Raw genomic sequence first — 13777 nt, 5'->3', positions numbered from 1 at the left:
CATGGCAGAGCCAACAACAACTACAGCAACAATTGCAACCCTCAGTGCGGTTTCATTACTTCCATTTATTAATGGCAATGCATTGCTTGGGGCGGTTTTAGGGGCAGCATTTATTGCCACATTTGAGAAAGACTTAAATGCTTATCAGCGCATCCGCAACATGTTGCTTGCGACTGGTATTGGTTATATCAGTGCACCTTTAATCACCGAGCATACATTTCTAAAAACAGATGCGGTCGCAGCACTTCTTACATCAACCCTTTGCCTATTTGTACTCATCAAAGTGGTGGATTGGGTCAAGACCGCCAAACTTTCAGACATCTTGAACATTTTCCGAGGTGGAAAACCATGATCGAACTAATTTTCCAGTGGGTCGCAGTCGTAGCCTATTTGCTCTGCGGTTTTCGTATTGCATGTTTCAGCCATGGTGGAAATTTCCATCGTGGCTATTCATGGTTAGCTGCCATTTTAATTGCCTCCTTTTTAGGGCAATCCATTCATATTCTCTTTTTTAAAGATCCTGTCACCTTGTGGGACACCGTGTTTGCCGTATTGCTTGCGGTAATTATTTGGCATTCAAAAGGTAACGTGGCCAAGCTTATTTGGAGTTCAGCACGATGATTATTAAATTTGGTGCACGTGGTGAAGATGTCGTCATCATCCAAAAAAAATTAAAAGAATTAGGCTTTAAGGGCAAAACAGGTAAGCCACTCAGTACCGATGGTTTGTTTGGTGAAAGTACCGAATATGCAGTTATTCAATTCCAAAAAAGCAAAGGACTTTTGGTCGACGGCAAAGTCGGGGATAAAACCCGTGCAGCACTTGCAGGTTCAGACATTAGTAAATTGCTCAAAGACAGTGATTATGTTGCAGCTGCCAAACGCTTGAAAGTTTCAGAGTTAGCCATTCGTGTGTTTGGTGCAGTTGAAGGTCGTGGCGTTGGCTTCCTTAAAAATGGTAAAGCAAAAATCCTATTTGAACGTCATCGTATGTACTTTTACCTGACCGAATTCAAAGGCAAAGCCTTTGCCAATCTGCAAGTAAAATCATGCCCAAGTATCGTGAATCCAGTCACTGGTGGCTACAAAGGCAATGAAGCTGAATACACCCGTTTACGTCTGGCACAGAATATTCATACAGATTCTGCTCTGATGTCCTGTAGTTGGGGGCAGTTCCAAATCATGGGTGAAAATTGGAAAGAATTGGGTTATGACTCAGTCGCAGACTTTGTCGAGCAAATGCAAACCAGTGAATCGCTGCAGCTTGAAGCCTTTATCCGATTTATTGAGTGGAAAACTGGAACAGTCAATGGAAAAAAAGTGGCGTTACTAGATGCACTCCGTGCCGAAGATTGGGCTTCCGTATTTAGTCTTTACAACGGTCCGAACTATAAAAAATTGGGTTATCAAGCCAAGTTCCAAAAAGAATGGGATCACCTAGAGCCGATCTATGGCATGAAGCAAGTCGCATGATGGTAACACTGCATTTTATTTCAGGAGCAAAACCATGAAAAAGCCCAATAGCCTACGCACCCATTTACTCAATTCAGTGAAAGAGTTACAGCGCGATCCAGATCGTATGCTCATTTTTACTGACAAAGGTAATGTCCGTTGTACGCTGGCAAATGGGCTTTCATTCGAATATGTCTATGACTTAAATTTCATCCTGACAGGTTTTGCAGGAGAATTGGATGCAGTCATGCTTCCATTGTTTGCATGGGTACGTGTCCATCAAAGTGAGTTATTGGTCAATCTGGATAAATCCAAAGAAGCCTTCAAATTTGAAACTGAAATTCTCAGTAATAATACGGTGGATTTGTCCTTGACCTTACCAATTACAGAGCGAGTCATTGTCAAACGTCAGGAAAATGGCACATTGGATATCACATTCCCTGATGAACCTCAGTACGAAACGGCCACAGAATCTCAACCATTTAAAATGATTGACCAGAAAACTGGGGAAACATTGGCAGAATGGTTATCTGCACCTCCTGAAAATTACTACTTTGGAACTTAATACATGGCAGAGCTGCAGGCACTCAATGAGCATCTTGGCGCTTTGCTGATTCAGTTAAGTGATGCTGAGTTGCATAAATTAGAAATGAGTATTGCCCGTAAAATTCGGGCATCGCAAAAGACCAGGATATCGAAACAGCAAAATCCAGATGGCTCTGCTTTTGTACCCAGAAAAAAACGTCTCCGGGACAAGAAAAATAAAATTAAGAACAAAATGTTCAATGTCATTAAAACTTCAAAATATATGCGTATTGAACGAACTGCCGATGGCGTTGCTATAGGCTTTATGAATCGAGTGGCAAACATTGCACGTGTTCACCAATATGGTTTACGAGATCGGGTCGAAAGAGATGGTCCAACTGTCAAATATGATGCTCGTGAACTTTTAGGATTCACACCCGACGAATTAGATCTGATCGAATCTGAAGTCTTGAATCATTTATCAAAATAATAAAATTCATTTGTATATAACTCACATACAAAAATAACCACATGCATAAATTAGTGGGCTGCATAACGATTGCATCATGAATGCAGAACTCGCTCGACGTCTTGAAAATTTAATCCGTTTAGGACGGATCAAGACCATTACACCGTCTCAACCTTTTACAACAGTCACCGTCGATTTAGGCGAGATTACGACTGCAGAAATTCGTTATTTAAATTTAAGAGCAGGGGACGATAAAACTTGGGATCCACCTAGTATTGGAGAGGAAGTCGTAGTCCTCAGTCCTTGCGGTGTTTTAGAAATGGGCGTGGCGATTGCAGGTTTAAACAACGAATCCAATCCTGCTCCTTCAAACGATTTGAATAAAAATATTCGTATTTTTGCCGATGGTTGCCTGATTTCTTATGACGTGAGTAGCCATGCATTGGAAGCTATCCTGCCTACAGGTGGTACGGCAGTTATCACAGCCTTAGGTGGCATCACCATCAATGGAGATACCACCATCAATGGCAACGTTCAGGTCAATGGTAGTCAGGCCATGACAGGGAATAACACGGTTGGCGGTAGCCAATTAGTACAGGGTAGTAGCCATTCAACAGGTGATTTCAGCACAGAAGCCGATGTTAAAGCAGGCAATATCAGCCTGAAGTCGCACAAAACATCTGGCGTTCAAACAGGTGGCGGAACATCAGGAGTACCCGTTCCATGATTAATAAAAATAATGGCCAAGTCATCACCACAGTACAAGAATCCATTCAGCAATCATTACAAGACATTATTACTACACCCATTGGTAGTCGTGTCATGCGTCGATCTTATGGGTCACTTATTTTCGAACTGCTCGATCAACCCATCAATGATGTTCTGGTACTGAAATGTTACAGCGCAATTTATACCGCAGTTTCAACTTGGGAACAGCGAATCAACATTAGCCAAATTACTGTTTATAGCGTAGCAGGGAGTGGTTTGGTTTTTGACATAGAAGGTGTTTTTAAAACATCAGGACAAGCCATGAATTTAAGAATTCCACTCAATATGGGGGCAAAAGCATGAGTGTTGATTTTAGCCAACTTGCACCACCCGACATTATTGAAAGTCTAGACTTTGAATCTATTTATGCAGAAAGAAAAATCGCTCTAATTTCACTTTTTTCAGACGATCAAAAAGTTCAAATTTCGGAAACATTAGAGCGTGAGAGCGAACCTCTGACTAAGTTTCTTCAAGAAAACGCCTATCGTGAATTGGTCTTGCGTAACCGTATTAATACCTCTGCACGTGCATTATTATTGGCTTATGCAACCAATAATGATCTGGATCAAGTCGGGGCAAACTTCAATGTGGTTCGTTTAGTCATCAAGCCTGCAGATAATACTAAAACACCTCCAACTGCAGCGGTGATGGAATCAGACGATGCTTTCCGTGAACGGATTCAACTGGCTTTTGATACCTTATCCGTTGCAGGACCTGAAGCAGCTTATAAGAAATTTGCGCGTGATGCCGATGGTCGTGTCGGTGATGTTTCAGTGGTTTCACCTCAACCTGCCTATGTCACTTTAACCATTTTACAAGCGGACTCTTTGACTGGAGCTGCTTCTCCAGAACTGGTTCAAATTGTCACAAATGCGGTGACCGCAGAAGATGTTCGTCCTATTGGTGATCGAGTCACCGTTCAGTCGGCATCGATTGTTAACTATGCCATTAATGCCAAACTCTACATTGGCAAAGATCCAGAAGCAGCAACGTTGTTGCAACAAGCAATTGCCAATGTAACTGCCTACGCCACCAAACAAAAACGATTGGGCAGATCCATTCGCATGTCTGCAATCTATGCAGCTTTACATATTGATGGTGTAAATCGAGTCGAATTGATTAGCCCTACGGCAGATGTCGTATTAACACCTGCCCAAGCATCCTATTGCACCAGTATTTCAGTAACGATCGGAGGGGTTGAATGAGCCAATTACTCCCTCCGAATAGCACTCAATTCGAGCGAAATTTCACAGCAGTCACATCACAAAATAGTGCCTTATCTGTAGCAATCAAAACACTGGCTTCCATCGATGATGCGCCAGATCCATTTTTATCATTTCTTGCTTGGCAGTATTCAGTCGACTCATGGGACACCAGTTGGCAACCGTCATTACAGCGTCAACTGATTAAAAAATCCTTTCGTCAACATCAAATTAAAGGAACGCGTCAGGCGGTTCGTGAAGTACTGGCACAGTTTGGCTATCAGTGCATTTTCAAAGAATGGTTCGAAGCCACCCCGATGGGTACACCAGGAACTTTCACCTTAGAACTGGATCTCAATGGTTTGGAACTGACCGAGGACACCTATGCCGAAGTGAATCGGCTTGTAAAAGATGCAAAGCCTGCCAGTCGTCACCTCACCAATTTAATTATTAATGTTCAACCCATCTGTATTCCGCGAGTTGCTGTCGGCACTCATGGCGCGGAAACAGTCACAATTTATGTCGAGTAGAATATGGCAGCAACCTACAAAGGTATTTTAACCAATAACGGTAAAGCACTGATTGCCAGTGCAACCCTCAATAATAAAATTAACTATTCTCATATTGCGGTTGGGGATGGCAATGGCTCAGTGCCTACGCCTTTAGAAACGCGAACTGCATTAGTAAATGAAAAAGCTCGTATCGCTCTCAATGTCGTCGAGATCAATCCAAACAACACCAATCAAATCGTCTGTGAAGCTATTATTCCTTCAACTACAGGTGGTTTCTATATTCGTGAACTTGGGCTTTATGCAGGTTCAACCATGGTGGTGAATGCCAACTATCCACCCACCTATAAACCTTTAGCCGATGAAGGTGGCGCACGTGAAATTGCGCTGAAGCTCGTTATTAATATTCAAAATGCTGAAGTTATCGCACTCTATTTAGATAATTCATTAATTTACGCGACTAGAGCATGGGTCGATACCAATTATATTCGTCGTAATGAATTGGTGGATAATCTGACCACCAGTGATTCAACGAAACCGTTGACGGCCAAGCAAGGTAAAGCACTTCAAGACAATAAGTTAGACAAAACGGCAAATGCTGTAAGCGCTGAAAAACTAAGACTATCAGGCGATAAGCTCCTCACTGGAGCGAGTCCAGGTTGGTTGAAGTTTGCTACTGCTAAAATTCCACAAAATGGTGATAGTGTCAGAATCGACTTTACGGGTGGTCAAGGTTTTAATGCAGGATCAGTATCGCAATGTGCTATTCAAACTATCGTTTTACGCTCTGGAAATAATAATCCATCAACAGGTATGAATTGCGTCTGGTATGTTGTTGATGGCCTTAATAATTTTTTGAATGTAGGTTTAGTTGCTCTTGGTTCAGACAATTATGAAATCTGGATTAATGCATTAGGTTATACACGGGTTCAATGGGTTGCATTTGTAGGCTTAAATTCACAGCTTGATATTAATCCGCAAGTTGCACAAGTGAATGCTCCTGATAATTTAGGAGCTGCAACAAATTACATTTTGCCTCGTATAAGCAGTAATGTTGCCAGTGCATCTAAATGGCAAGCTGCGCGAACTGTCAGTTTCTCTGGTGCTGCAACTGGTTCATTTTCCATTGATGGCTCAGCAAATTCTTCATGTGTATTGACCCTAGCCAATTCTGGCGTGGTTGCGGGGACTTATGCATCCACCATTCAAATTCCATCCATTACGGTGAATGACAAAGGGCAAATCACAAGTTTGTCACAACAGAACATTCGTTCAGCTTCTGTTACCCAAAGCGGTGTAGTTCAACTGAATAACACATTGACCAGTACCGCTACAGATCAAGCCTTAACGGCTGCCCAAGGTAAAGCACTTCAGGACAGCAAATTAGCAAATAGTGCTAATCTGTCAGATTTAGCAGATGCTGCAACTGCAAGAACAAATTTAGGGCTGGGTTCAGCAGCAACATATAATATTGGGACTTCTGGGGCTGCGGTACCATTACTGAATGCAACAAATAAATGGGCACCTCAATCGATTAGCGCTTCATACCCTTCATTACGTCTCGAACTAGCAAATGTAAATGAGGGTTCAACCAGTAAATGGTGGGGGATTGAAGCTTCAGGTACTGGAGATGCGTCTAGCTGCTATGTATGGAGACGTTCTGAACCAAGTAATAATACAGGTCAAATAGTTGTTTATTTCCCTTTAGCATCGGGCACACTTGCGCTGACCAGTTCAGATATTACAGGCAATGCAGCGACCGCAACCAAACTTGCTACAGCACGGACAATTAATGGTGTCAATTTTGACGGTTCAGCAAACATTACAATTGCTGATGCTACAAAGCTTGCGTTGACAGGCGGTACGGTTACAGGTGTAACGACTTTTAATGCCTCAATTACACTTAAAAGTGGGATTAACTCAGCGGTGGCGGTCAGCTTTCTTAATTCTGGTTCTGCTCAAAATATTAATGTTGGTGGCTTATTAGTATCGAACTCATATTCAGATGCATCATTGGTACCAGTGAATGGGATCTACGCTAAAGGTGATATCAAGACCATTGGGTCTATGTATGCCAACAAATTCGAAGGAGATCTCACAGGCAATGCCGCGACTGCGACCAAACTTGCAGCAACGAAAAATATCAATGGCACCCCATTTGATGGTTCTGCTGATATTAATATTAGTAATCTTCCTGCGGATATTACTATTGGGAACGGTAATACCGAAGGTTATAACTTATTAAAATTCGGCAACTACAACAAAGTTTCTGGTGCAGGCTATGCACAATATTTACATACTGGAAAATGGAACAGCACTAATAGACAAATTGGTCTGAGTTTGGCCAACGATGTAGGCGCTACGATTTCTACACTTTTTCTCGGTGAAGATGGTGCATATTTTCATAACGGCACTGCTTATAAGCTTGCGCGTTTAGTTGACAATGTTGCGAGTGCAACAAAATTAGAAACAGCGCGCACCATTGGCGGAGTCAATTTTGATGGTACGGCCAATATCAATTTACCTGGTGTAAATACGGCAGGTAATCAAAACACCACAGGTAATGCTGCAACAGCGACCAAACTTGCCACGGCTCGTACTATTGCCCTGACAGGTGCCATTACAGGTTCAGCTACTTTCGATGGCTCAGGTAATATTTCTATCGATACGGTTGGCTTAGGTGTTGGCCAGACATGGCAAAACTTAACAGCAAGTCGTTCACTTGCAACTACGTATACCAATTCTACAGGTAAACCCATCATGGTATCTGTCGCATGGGAGCAGAGTAACCAAGGTGAAATGACGCTTACAGTTGGCGGAGTTGCTGTAGATCGAGGTCGTCAAAACCAAGTTGGTGGTGGTGCAGCAGTTCAGGCCATTGTTCCAGCAGGTGCAACCTATAGTGTGACAAGTACAGCCAACACCATCGCATTCTGGTCGGAGTTAAGATAATGAAATACTTTAAGAACCCTACAGGTGAAGTCTACGCATTCGAAGCAGATGGTTCACAAGATGATTTAATTACAGATGAATTTGTAGCAATGACCACAGATGAAATTGATCGCCATCTCAATCCACAAAACTATCTCAGTGATGAAGAAAAAGAACAGCTTCGACTGGCTCAATTCCAATCACTCACGCGTCGTCAGTTTAAATTGGCATTATTGGAAAATAACCTACTCGAAACCGTAGAGCAGACCATTAATGCAATCGAAGATCCAATCATGAAAACCCGTATTCAAATTGAATATAACGAATCGGAACGCTTTGAGCGGATCAATGAATCTGTTCAATATATGCTTGGGTTTCTAAACTTAACTGCTGAGCAAGTCGATGAAATGTGGACCTATGCAATGTCGTTATAAATTTTTGTATATAACTCACATACAAACCTAAACGACTGACAAAGAAATTCCAATTTGTAAGCCTGTGATCTGAAAACAAAACAACAGATCACAGGCTTTTTTATGGCTACAGATTCATATTTTCATGGAGTACGAGTCATTGAACTCAATGATGGTATTCGACCAATTCGCACCGTATCCACCGCAGTCATTGGGCTTATTGCCACCAGTGAAGATGCAGATGCAGAAACTTTCCCACTCAATAAAGCCACTTTAATTACCAACATCCAAACTGCAATTGGTAAAGCCGGGACAAAAGGAACTTTAGCCCGTTCGTTACAAGCCATTGTTGACCAAACCAATACCCTTGTCGTGGTTGTACGTGTTGCAACGGCCGTCAGCGAAGCGGAACAAACCACAGCAGTCATTGGTGGCACAGTCAACGGCAACTACACAGGTATGAAAGCGTTACTTACCGCGGAGCAGCACCTTGGCGTTAAACCACGTATTTTAGGTGCACCAGGACTCGACACTGCAGCGGTGACGGCTTCACTTACAAGTATTGCAGGAAGTTTACGTGCCTTTAACTATGTATCAGCACATGGCTGTGAAACCAAAGAAGAAGCATCGGCTTATCGTGATGCTATCGGTTCACGCGAAACCATGGTCATCTGGCCAGACTTTTTAGGTTGGGACACCGTAACGTCATCAACCTCAACTTTTGAAGCGACTGCTCGAGCACTAGGCTTACGCGCAAAAATTGATAAAGAAATCGGTTGGCATAAAACCCTATCCAACGTGCCAGTCAATGGTGTGACGGGTATTTCTAAAGATGTGTTCTGGCAATTGCAAAGCATGGACACCGATGCAGGCTATCTCAACAGCAATGAAATCACTACGCTCATTCAGCGTGATGGCTTCCGCTTTTGGGGGTCTCGTACTTGTGCTACAGATCCATTATTCCAATTTGAAAACTACACGCGTACAGCACATGTAATTTCCGACACGATGGCAGAAGGGCACATGTGGGCGGTTGATAAGCCACTTCATCCTAGTCTAGCGCGAGACATTGTCGAAGGCATCAATGCCAAATTCCGTGATCTCAAAACACAAGGCTACATCATCGATGCTGAGTGTTGGTTTGATGACTCAGCCAACAGTAAAGAAACCCTGAAAAATGGTCAGCTCATTTTGGACTATGACTTCACTCCAGTCCCACCATTAGAAGATCTCACTTTACGTCAGCGCATTACAGACAAATATTTAGCTGATTTTGCTTCACGTATGACTGCATAAAATAAGGATAAAACAGCATGGGTTTACCTAGAAAATTAAAAATGATGGACCTGTTTAACGATGGTAATTCCTACCTCGGTCAAACAGGTGAAGTCACCATTCCAAAGTTGGTTCGCAAGTTTGAAGACTGGCGTGGCGGTGGTATGAATGGCAACGTCAAAATTGACTTGGGCTTAGGGGATGATGCCACCGAGTTTAATTGGAAATTGGGCGGTATCGATTCCCTTATTCTAGAACAGTGGGGGGCAGCAACGGTTGCGGCCAACATGTTGCGTTTTGCCGGCTCATATCAGCGTGATGACACTGGAGAAACGACTGCAGTCGAAATTGTGGTACGTGGTCGTCATGAAGAAATCGACTTCGGCAATCAAAAAGCAGGCGATGACACTGAAACCTCAGTCAAAACCATCTGGTCGTACTACAAACTCTCAATCGATGGCGTAGAAAAAATCCTCATTGATATTCCAAACATGATTGAACGTGTCAATGGTGTAGATCTACTTGAAAAGCACAAAGCCAACATTGGCCATTAATTTTCCTACCCTTCTGTAGCCCAGTGCTGCAGAAGGTTTTTTACATCATATTTTTATTTAAGGAATCACTTACATGTCTACTCAAGAGCAAATTGAAAACTTAGAAGCCATCAACCCAGACTTACAAACCATCGATCTTGAAACGCCATTGATGATGGGAACCATTGAAATCAATGCATTAGAAATTCGTAAACCCAATGTTACTGCATTGCAGGGGGTAAAAATTGCCGATCTTTTAAATGGTGATGTAACTGCCATTTGTACAGTGCTACCTCGTGTGAGTACACCGACATTAACGAAATCCCAAATCAATCAACTCGAACCTGCAGATCTTGCCCAGATTGGTGGTGCGCTCGTGCTTTTTTTGCAACCGAAATCTGTGCGTGTAGAAGCGTTACGCCAACTGTAGACGACGCTATCTCAAATATTGCGGTGGTATTTCACTGGCCACCGCAAGCCTATGTCGATATGACACTCAGTGAATTGATGCAATGGCATCAAAAAGCCATTGAACGAAATGGGTCAGATGCCGAATGAAAAAATTAAGATTAGAAGTCCTTTTTGGAGGCAGGGATAAACTCAGTCCTGCGCTTAAAGTGATTGCTGGCAGCAGTAATGCTGCCAGCAAGGCTTTAAAGAATACCCGTGACGAATTAAAAAGGCTGAACGACCAACAAAAGCAAATTGATGGTTACGTCAAACATAAGAAAGCCACGGAAGAAAGTGGCAATGCTTTAAAAGCCGTTCAAGAGCGGATTAAATCATTACGTCTTGAAATGAATGCAAATCCATCTGAAAAGTTAACCAAGGAATTTGATAAGGCGACCAGAGAAGCCAAGAAGCTCAAAGATGCCCATACCCAGAATCAAACCAAATTGCAGCAGTTGCGTAATGAGCTTAAGCAAACAGGCATTAGTACAGGGAGTCTGGCAGATCACCAAGTTGAACTTTCTAGAAGAATTAATTCAGCCAACACATCGATTGACAGTCAAAAGAAAAAACTAGAAACCTTAAACCAGTTGCAGAAAACACATGGCAATTTTTCAGGTCATGCACGTACAGCTGCCATGTATGGTGCAGGTGCAGTCGCTACAGGTGTCGGTGCAATGTACACCATGCAAAAGCCGATTAATGAAAGTAAACGTGTCGACGTCGAGCAGAACCGAATCGCTTCATTAGGTTTAGGTAAAGATGCCACCGAAGAGGCGATCAAGTACGCAAAAGCCATGAAAACGTTTGGTACCAGTACACTCGACAACTTAACTTTAGTACGTGATGGGGTCACCGCCTTTGCAGACGTGCACCATGCAAAAATTGTTGCACCTATGCTTTCTAAGATGAAGTTTGCCAATGAAGCCATGTATGGCAATGAACATGGGGCAGAAAATGAAAAGAAATTCATGGACATGCTTAAAGTCATTGAAATGCGGAACGGTTTAAAAAGTGAAGCTGCATTTAAAGAGCAAGCCAATATTATTCAGCAAGTCATTACCGCAACAGGTGGACGTGTTCAGCCAGAAGAATGGCTCAATGTCATTAAAACAGGCGGTATTGCTGCCAAGGGCTTTGATAACAAGGCGTTTTACTACAAGTTAGAACCTCTGGTGCAGGAAATGGGTGGTCACCGAGTTGGTACATCCATGATGTCTGCATACCAAAACTTATACCAAGGACGAACCACGCAGCGAGCTGCAAATAACCTGGCCAAGTTCGATTTAATTGGGGATATGAGCAAGGTTAAACACAATAAAACAGGGGATTTATCTTATCTCGATATCGGTGCAATTAAAGGGGCAGAATTATTTAAAAAAGATCAATTTGCATGGATGGAACAAGTCCTGGTACCTGCCTTAAATGCCAAAGGTATTACCAAAGAAGGGGACGTTGTCGATGCGATCGGAAGCATCTTCTCTAACCGTACTGCATCCAATCTATTTGCTCAAATGTACATGCAGCGTGAGCAAATCCATAAGAATGCCAAACTCAATGCAGGGGCATTCAATATTGAACAATTGGATACCCAAGCCAGAGGGTCAACCACGGGTAAAGAACTCGAAGCCAAAGCCAAATTGCATGATGCGTATTTACGCTTTGGACAAACCATTTTGCCTGTCTATACCAAAGCACTTGAACTGGCAGCAGGGGCATTCCAAACCTTTACGGGTTGGATGGAGAAAAACCCAACTTTAGCGAAAACTTTTGGAATTGGGCTATTGGTTATAGCAAGTAGCTTAATTGCCATTGGTGGTGCTTTGGTGGTGTTTTCCCCCCTTATTCTAAGCATGTTAAGCCTACGTTTAATCATGGCTTCAACCGCTGCGAGTGGTTCAGTTTTAGGTAAAGCCTTCAGCAAAATTCCATCAGTATTCGGCATCGTAAAATCCGTATTTATGGGACTTGGACGCTCTGTTTTATGGCTAGGCCGTTTATTTATGGCAAATCCGATCTTGTTGGCCGTGGCAGCAGTCGCAGCTGCAGCATTTCTCATTTATAAAAATTGGGAACCAATCAAAGGCTTCTTTGTCGATTTATGGGGAACAGTAAAAGCAATTTTTAATACTGCCGTCACCGATATCAGCAATGTTTTTCAGAACATCTGGGGCAGTATGACTGCCATTATTACGGGTGTGTGGAGTGGGGTAAAAACTGCATTTCAATCAGGCATAGACTTTGTTATGGGAATCATTCGAAGCGTGGATAACACCTTTGCCAATAATCCATTCCTAACGTTCCTTATGCCATTTATTGGGATTCCACGTTTAATTATTGCCAATTGGTCCAGTATTTCAGCATTCTTTGCTCAAATCTGGGATGCGGTATACATCAGTGTATCGACCAGAGTAAATGCAATTATAAGTAGCATTATGACTGGCTTCAGCAATGTATCCATTTTTGTAACTACAGTTTGGAGCATGGTCAGTGGCTTTATTTCAACAATTTGGCAAGGTATCACTTCAACCATCGCTGCAAAAGTAAATGCAGTATTCAGCATTGTCAGTATTGGATTCCAAATTGTTCAAAACTATGTAATGGGGGTTTGGAACAGTATCAAAGCAGGAGTTTCTACAGCATGGCAAACCCTTTGTAATATTTTCACGCTCATATCACCTTTGCCTTATATCAGCAGCGCCTTTAATTCAGTATTGAATTTCCTGTCCGGGTTATATGGTTCAATGAAAACTTTGGGTAGCCATATTGTCCAAGGACTCATTGAAGGTATTCAATCAGGCTTTGAAAAACTAAAAGGGGTTTGGTCGACCATTAATAGTTATATGCCAGACTTCATGCGGAAAAAAATGGATATTCATTCCCCAAGCCGTGTCATGGCTGCCTTAGGTGGTCATGTTATGGGGGGAATTCGCGTAGGTTTGGAACAAGGTTTACCTGGTCTAAAAGATAAATTTAATCAGGTGCTCAATGTATTCAATCCGAATGCCAGTACTGCAGAAAAAATTAATGTCGCACCTGCATTGGCAAAAATTAGTCCTGCAGCTCAATTTTCTGGTTCAAGCCGTGGCGATGTGATTGTTCAAGGCGACACGATTACAATCCAGATCCACGCTGCACCAGGACAAAACCTACAACAACTGCAAAACATGATTGAAAGCGTGTTAGATCGTCGTGATCAACAAAAGCAAGCACGTGTGCGAAGCAGTTTTCTAGATCAACTTTAGGAATAT

General features: G+C 42.5%; 16 protein-coding genes. All 16 read left to right on the top strand.

The window, feature by feature from the left end; genetic code table 11:
- The first annotated feature begins 1 nt into the window (after position 1).
- Entirely contained in the window at positions 2–352 is a 351-nt protein-coding gene (locus tag I593_RS13510) for a putative holin (RefSeq protein ID WP_016168144.1), read from the top strand.
- The gene (locus I593_RS13505; RefSeq protein ID WP_016168143.1) at positions 349–621 is read left to right on the top strand and encodes a phage holin family protein; all 273 of its coding nucleotides are present in this window, start codon (positions 349–351) and stop codon (positions 619–621) included. The genes I593_RS13510 and I593_RS13505 overlap by 4 nt, the downstream gene beginning before the upstream one ends.
- Entirely contained in the window at positions 618–1472 is an 855-nt protein-coding gene (locus I593_RS13500) for an N-acetylmuramidase domain-containing protein (RefSeq protein WP_016168142.1), read from the top strand. Before I593_RS13505 ends, I593_RS13500 begins: the two co-directional genes overlap by 4 nt.
- A 34-nt stretch (positions 1473–1506) precedes the next feature.
- A complete protein-coding gene (locus I593_RS13495; RefSeq protein WP_016168141.1) occupies positions 1507–2016 on the top strand; it encodes a phage tail protein in 510 nt (169 codons plus the stop codon).
- Positions 2017–2019: 3 nt separating this feature from the next.
- Complete coding sequence (locus I593_RS13490) at positions 2020–2466, top strand: phage virion morphogenesis protein (protein ID WP_016168140.1); 447 nt, start codon at positions 2020–2022, stop codon at positions 2464–2466.
- Positions 2467–2542: 76 nt separating this feature from the next.
- Positions 2543–3172, top strand: coding sequence for a phage baseplate assembly protein V (locus I593_RS13485; RefSeq protein ID WP_016168139.1), 630 nt, complete (start codon positions 2543–2545; stop codon positions 3170–3172).
- Positions 3169–3516, top strand: coding sequence for a GPW/gp25 family protein (locus tag I593_RS13480; RefSeq protein WP_016168138.1), 348 nt, complete (start codon positions 3169–3171; stop codon positions 3514–3516). Before I593_RS13485 ends, I593_RS13480 begins: the two co-directional genes overlap by 4 nt.
- On the top strand, positions 3513–4418 hold the full coding sequence (locus I593_RS13475; protein WP_016168137.1) for a baseplate J/gp47 family protein: 906 nt from the start codon (positions 3513–3515) through the stop codon (positions 4416–4418). The genes I593_RS13480 and I593_RS13475 overlap by 4 nt, the downstream gene beginning before the upstream one ends.
- Positions 4415–4945: a phage tail protein I gene (locus tag I593_RS13470; protein ID WP_016168136.1), complete on the top strand. Its 531-nt coding sequence runs from the start codon at positions 4415–4417 to the stop codon at positions 4943–4945. The genes I593_RS13475 and I593_RS13470 overlap by 4 nt, the downstream gene beginning before the upstream one ends.
- Positions 4946–4948: 3 nt before the next feature.
- Positions 4949–7876: a phage tail-collar fiber domain-containing protein gene (locus tag I593_RS20890; protein ID WP_016168135.1), complete on the top strand. Its 2928-nt coding sequence runs from the start codon at positions 4949–4951 to the stop codon at positions 7874–7876.
- Complete coding sequence (locus I593_RS13460) at positions 7876–8289, top strand: hypothetical protein (RefSeq protein ID WP_016168134.1); 414 nt, start codon at positions 7876–7878, stop codon at positions 8287–8289. Before I593_RS20890 ends, I593_RS13460 begins: the two co-directional genes overlap by 1 nt.
- A 102-nt stretch (positions 8290–8391) precedes the next feature.
- Positions 8392–9564: a phage tail sheath protein gene (locus I593_RS13455; protein ID WP_016168133.1), complete on the top strand. Its 1173-nt coding sequence runs from the start codon at positions 8392–8394 to the stop codon at positions 9562–9564.
- Between the two features lie 17 nt (positions 9565–9581).
- Entirely contained in the window at positions 9582–10097 is a 516-nt protein-coding gene (locus I593_RS13450; protein WP_016168132.1) for a phage major tail tube protein, read from the top strand.
- 73 nt (positions 10098–10170) lie between these two features.
- On the top strand, positions 10171–10506 hold the full coding sequence (locus tag I593_RS13445; protein ID WP_016168131.1) for a phage tail assembly protein: 336 nt from the start codon (positions 10171–10173) through the stop codon (positions 10504–10506).
- Between the two features lie 23 nt (positions 10507–10529).
- Positions 10530–10634: a GpE family phage tail protein gene (locus I593_RS20885; RefSeq protein WP_228130583.1), complete on the top strand. Its 105-nt coding sequence runs from the start codon at positions 10530–10532 to the stop codon at positions 10632–10634.
- Positions 10631–13771, top strand: a complete 3141-nt coding sequence (locus I593_RS13435) for a hypothetical protein (protein WP_016168130.1) — start codon at positions 10631–10633, stop codon at positions 13769–13771. Before I593_RS20885 ends, I593_RS13435 begins: the two co-directional genes overlap by 4 nt.
- Positions 13772–13777: the final 6 nt, after the last annotated feature.

This window comes from Acinetobacter tandoii DSM 14970 = CIP 107469, from assembly GCF_000400735.1.
Taxonomy (GTDB): domain Bacteria; phylum Pseudomonadota; class Gammaproteobacteria; order Pseudomonadales; family Moraxellaceae; genus Acinetobacter; species Acinetobacter tandoii.
This window is presented reverse-complemented; position numbering and strand designations above follow the sequence as displayed.

Excerpts from the sequence above, each read along its gene's own strand:
- I593_RS13445 (WP_016168131.1), top strand. The coding sequence starts at position 10,171 with ATGTCTACTCAAGAGCAAATTGAAAACTTAGAAGCCATCAACCCAGAC.
- I593_RS13475 (WP_016168137.1), top strand. The coding sequence starts at position 3,513 with ATGAGTGTTGATTTTAGCCAACTTGCACCACCCGACATTATTGAAAGT.
- I593_RS13480 (WP_016168138.1), top strand. The coding sequence starts at position 3,169 with ATGATTAATAAAAATAATGGCCAAGTCATCACCACAGTACAAGAATCC.
- I593_RS13495 (WP_016168141.1), top strand. The coding sequence starts at position 1,507 with ATGAAAAAGCCCAATAGCCTACGCACCCATTTACTCAATTCAGTGAAA.
- I593_RS13505 (WP_016168143.1), top strand. The coding sequence starts at position 349 with ATGATCGAACTAATTTTCCAGTGGGTCGCAGTCGTAGCCTATTTGCTC.
- I593_RS13490 (WP_016168140.1), top strand. The coding sequence starts at position 2,020 with ATGGCAGAGCTGCAGGCACTCAATGAGCATCTTGGCGCTTTGCTGATT.
- I593_RS13455 (WP_016168133.1), top strand. The coding sequence starts at position 8,392 with ATGGCTACAGATTCATATTTTCATGGAGTACGAGTCATTGAACTCAAT.
- I593_RS13460 (WP_016168134.1), top strand. The coding sequence starts at position 7,876 with ATGAAATACTTTAAGAACCCTACAGGTGAAGTCTACGCATTCGAAGCA.
- I593_RS13510 (WP_016168144.1), top strand. The coding sequence starts at position 2 with ATGGCAGAGCCAACAACAACTACAGCAACAATTGCAACCCTCAGTGCG.
- I593_RS13435 (WP_016168130.1), top strand. The coding sequence starts at position 10,631 with ATGAAAAAATTAAGATTAGAAGTCCTTTTTGGAGGCAGGGATAAACTC.
- I593_RS13450 (WP_016168132.1), top strand. The coding sequence starts at position 9,582 with ATGGGTTTACCTAGAAAATTAAAAATGATGGACCTGTTTAACGATGGT.
- I593_RS13485 (WP_016168139.1), top strand. The coding sequence starts at position 2,543 with ATGAATGCAGAACTCGCTCGACGTCTTGAAAATTTAATCCGTTTAGGA.
- I593_RS20890 (WP_016168135.1), top strand. The coding sequence starts at position 4,949 with ATGGCAGCAACCTACAAAGGTATTTTAACCAATAACGGTAAAGCACTG.
- I593_RS13500 (WP_016168142.1), top strand. The coding sequence starts at position 618 with ATGATTATTAAATTTGGTGCACGTGGTGAAGATGTCGTCATCATCCAA.
- I593_RS13470 (WP_016168136.1), top strand. The coding sequence starts at position 4,415 with ATGAGCCAATTACTCCCTCCGAATAGCACTCAATTCGAGCGAAATTTC.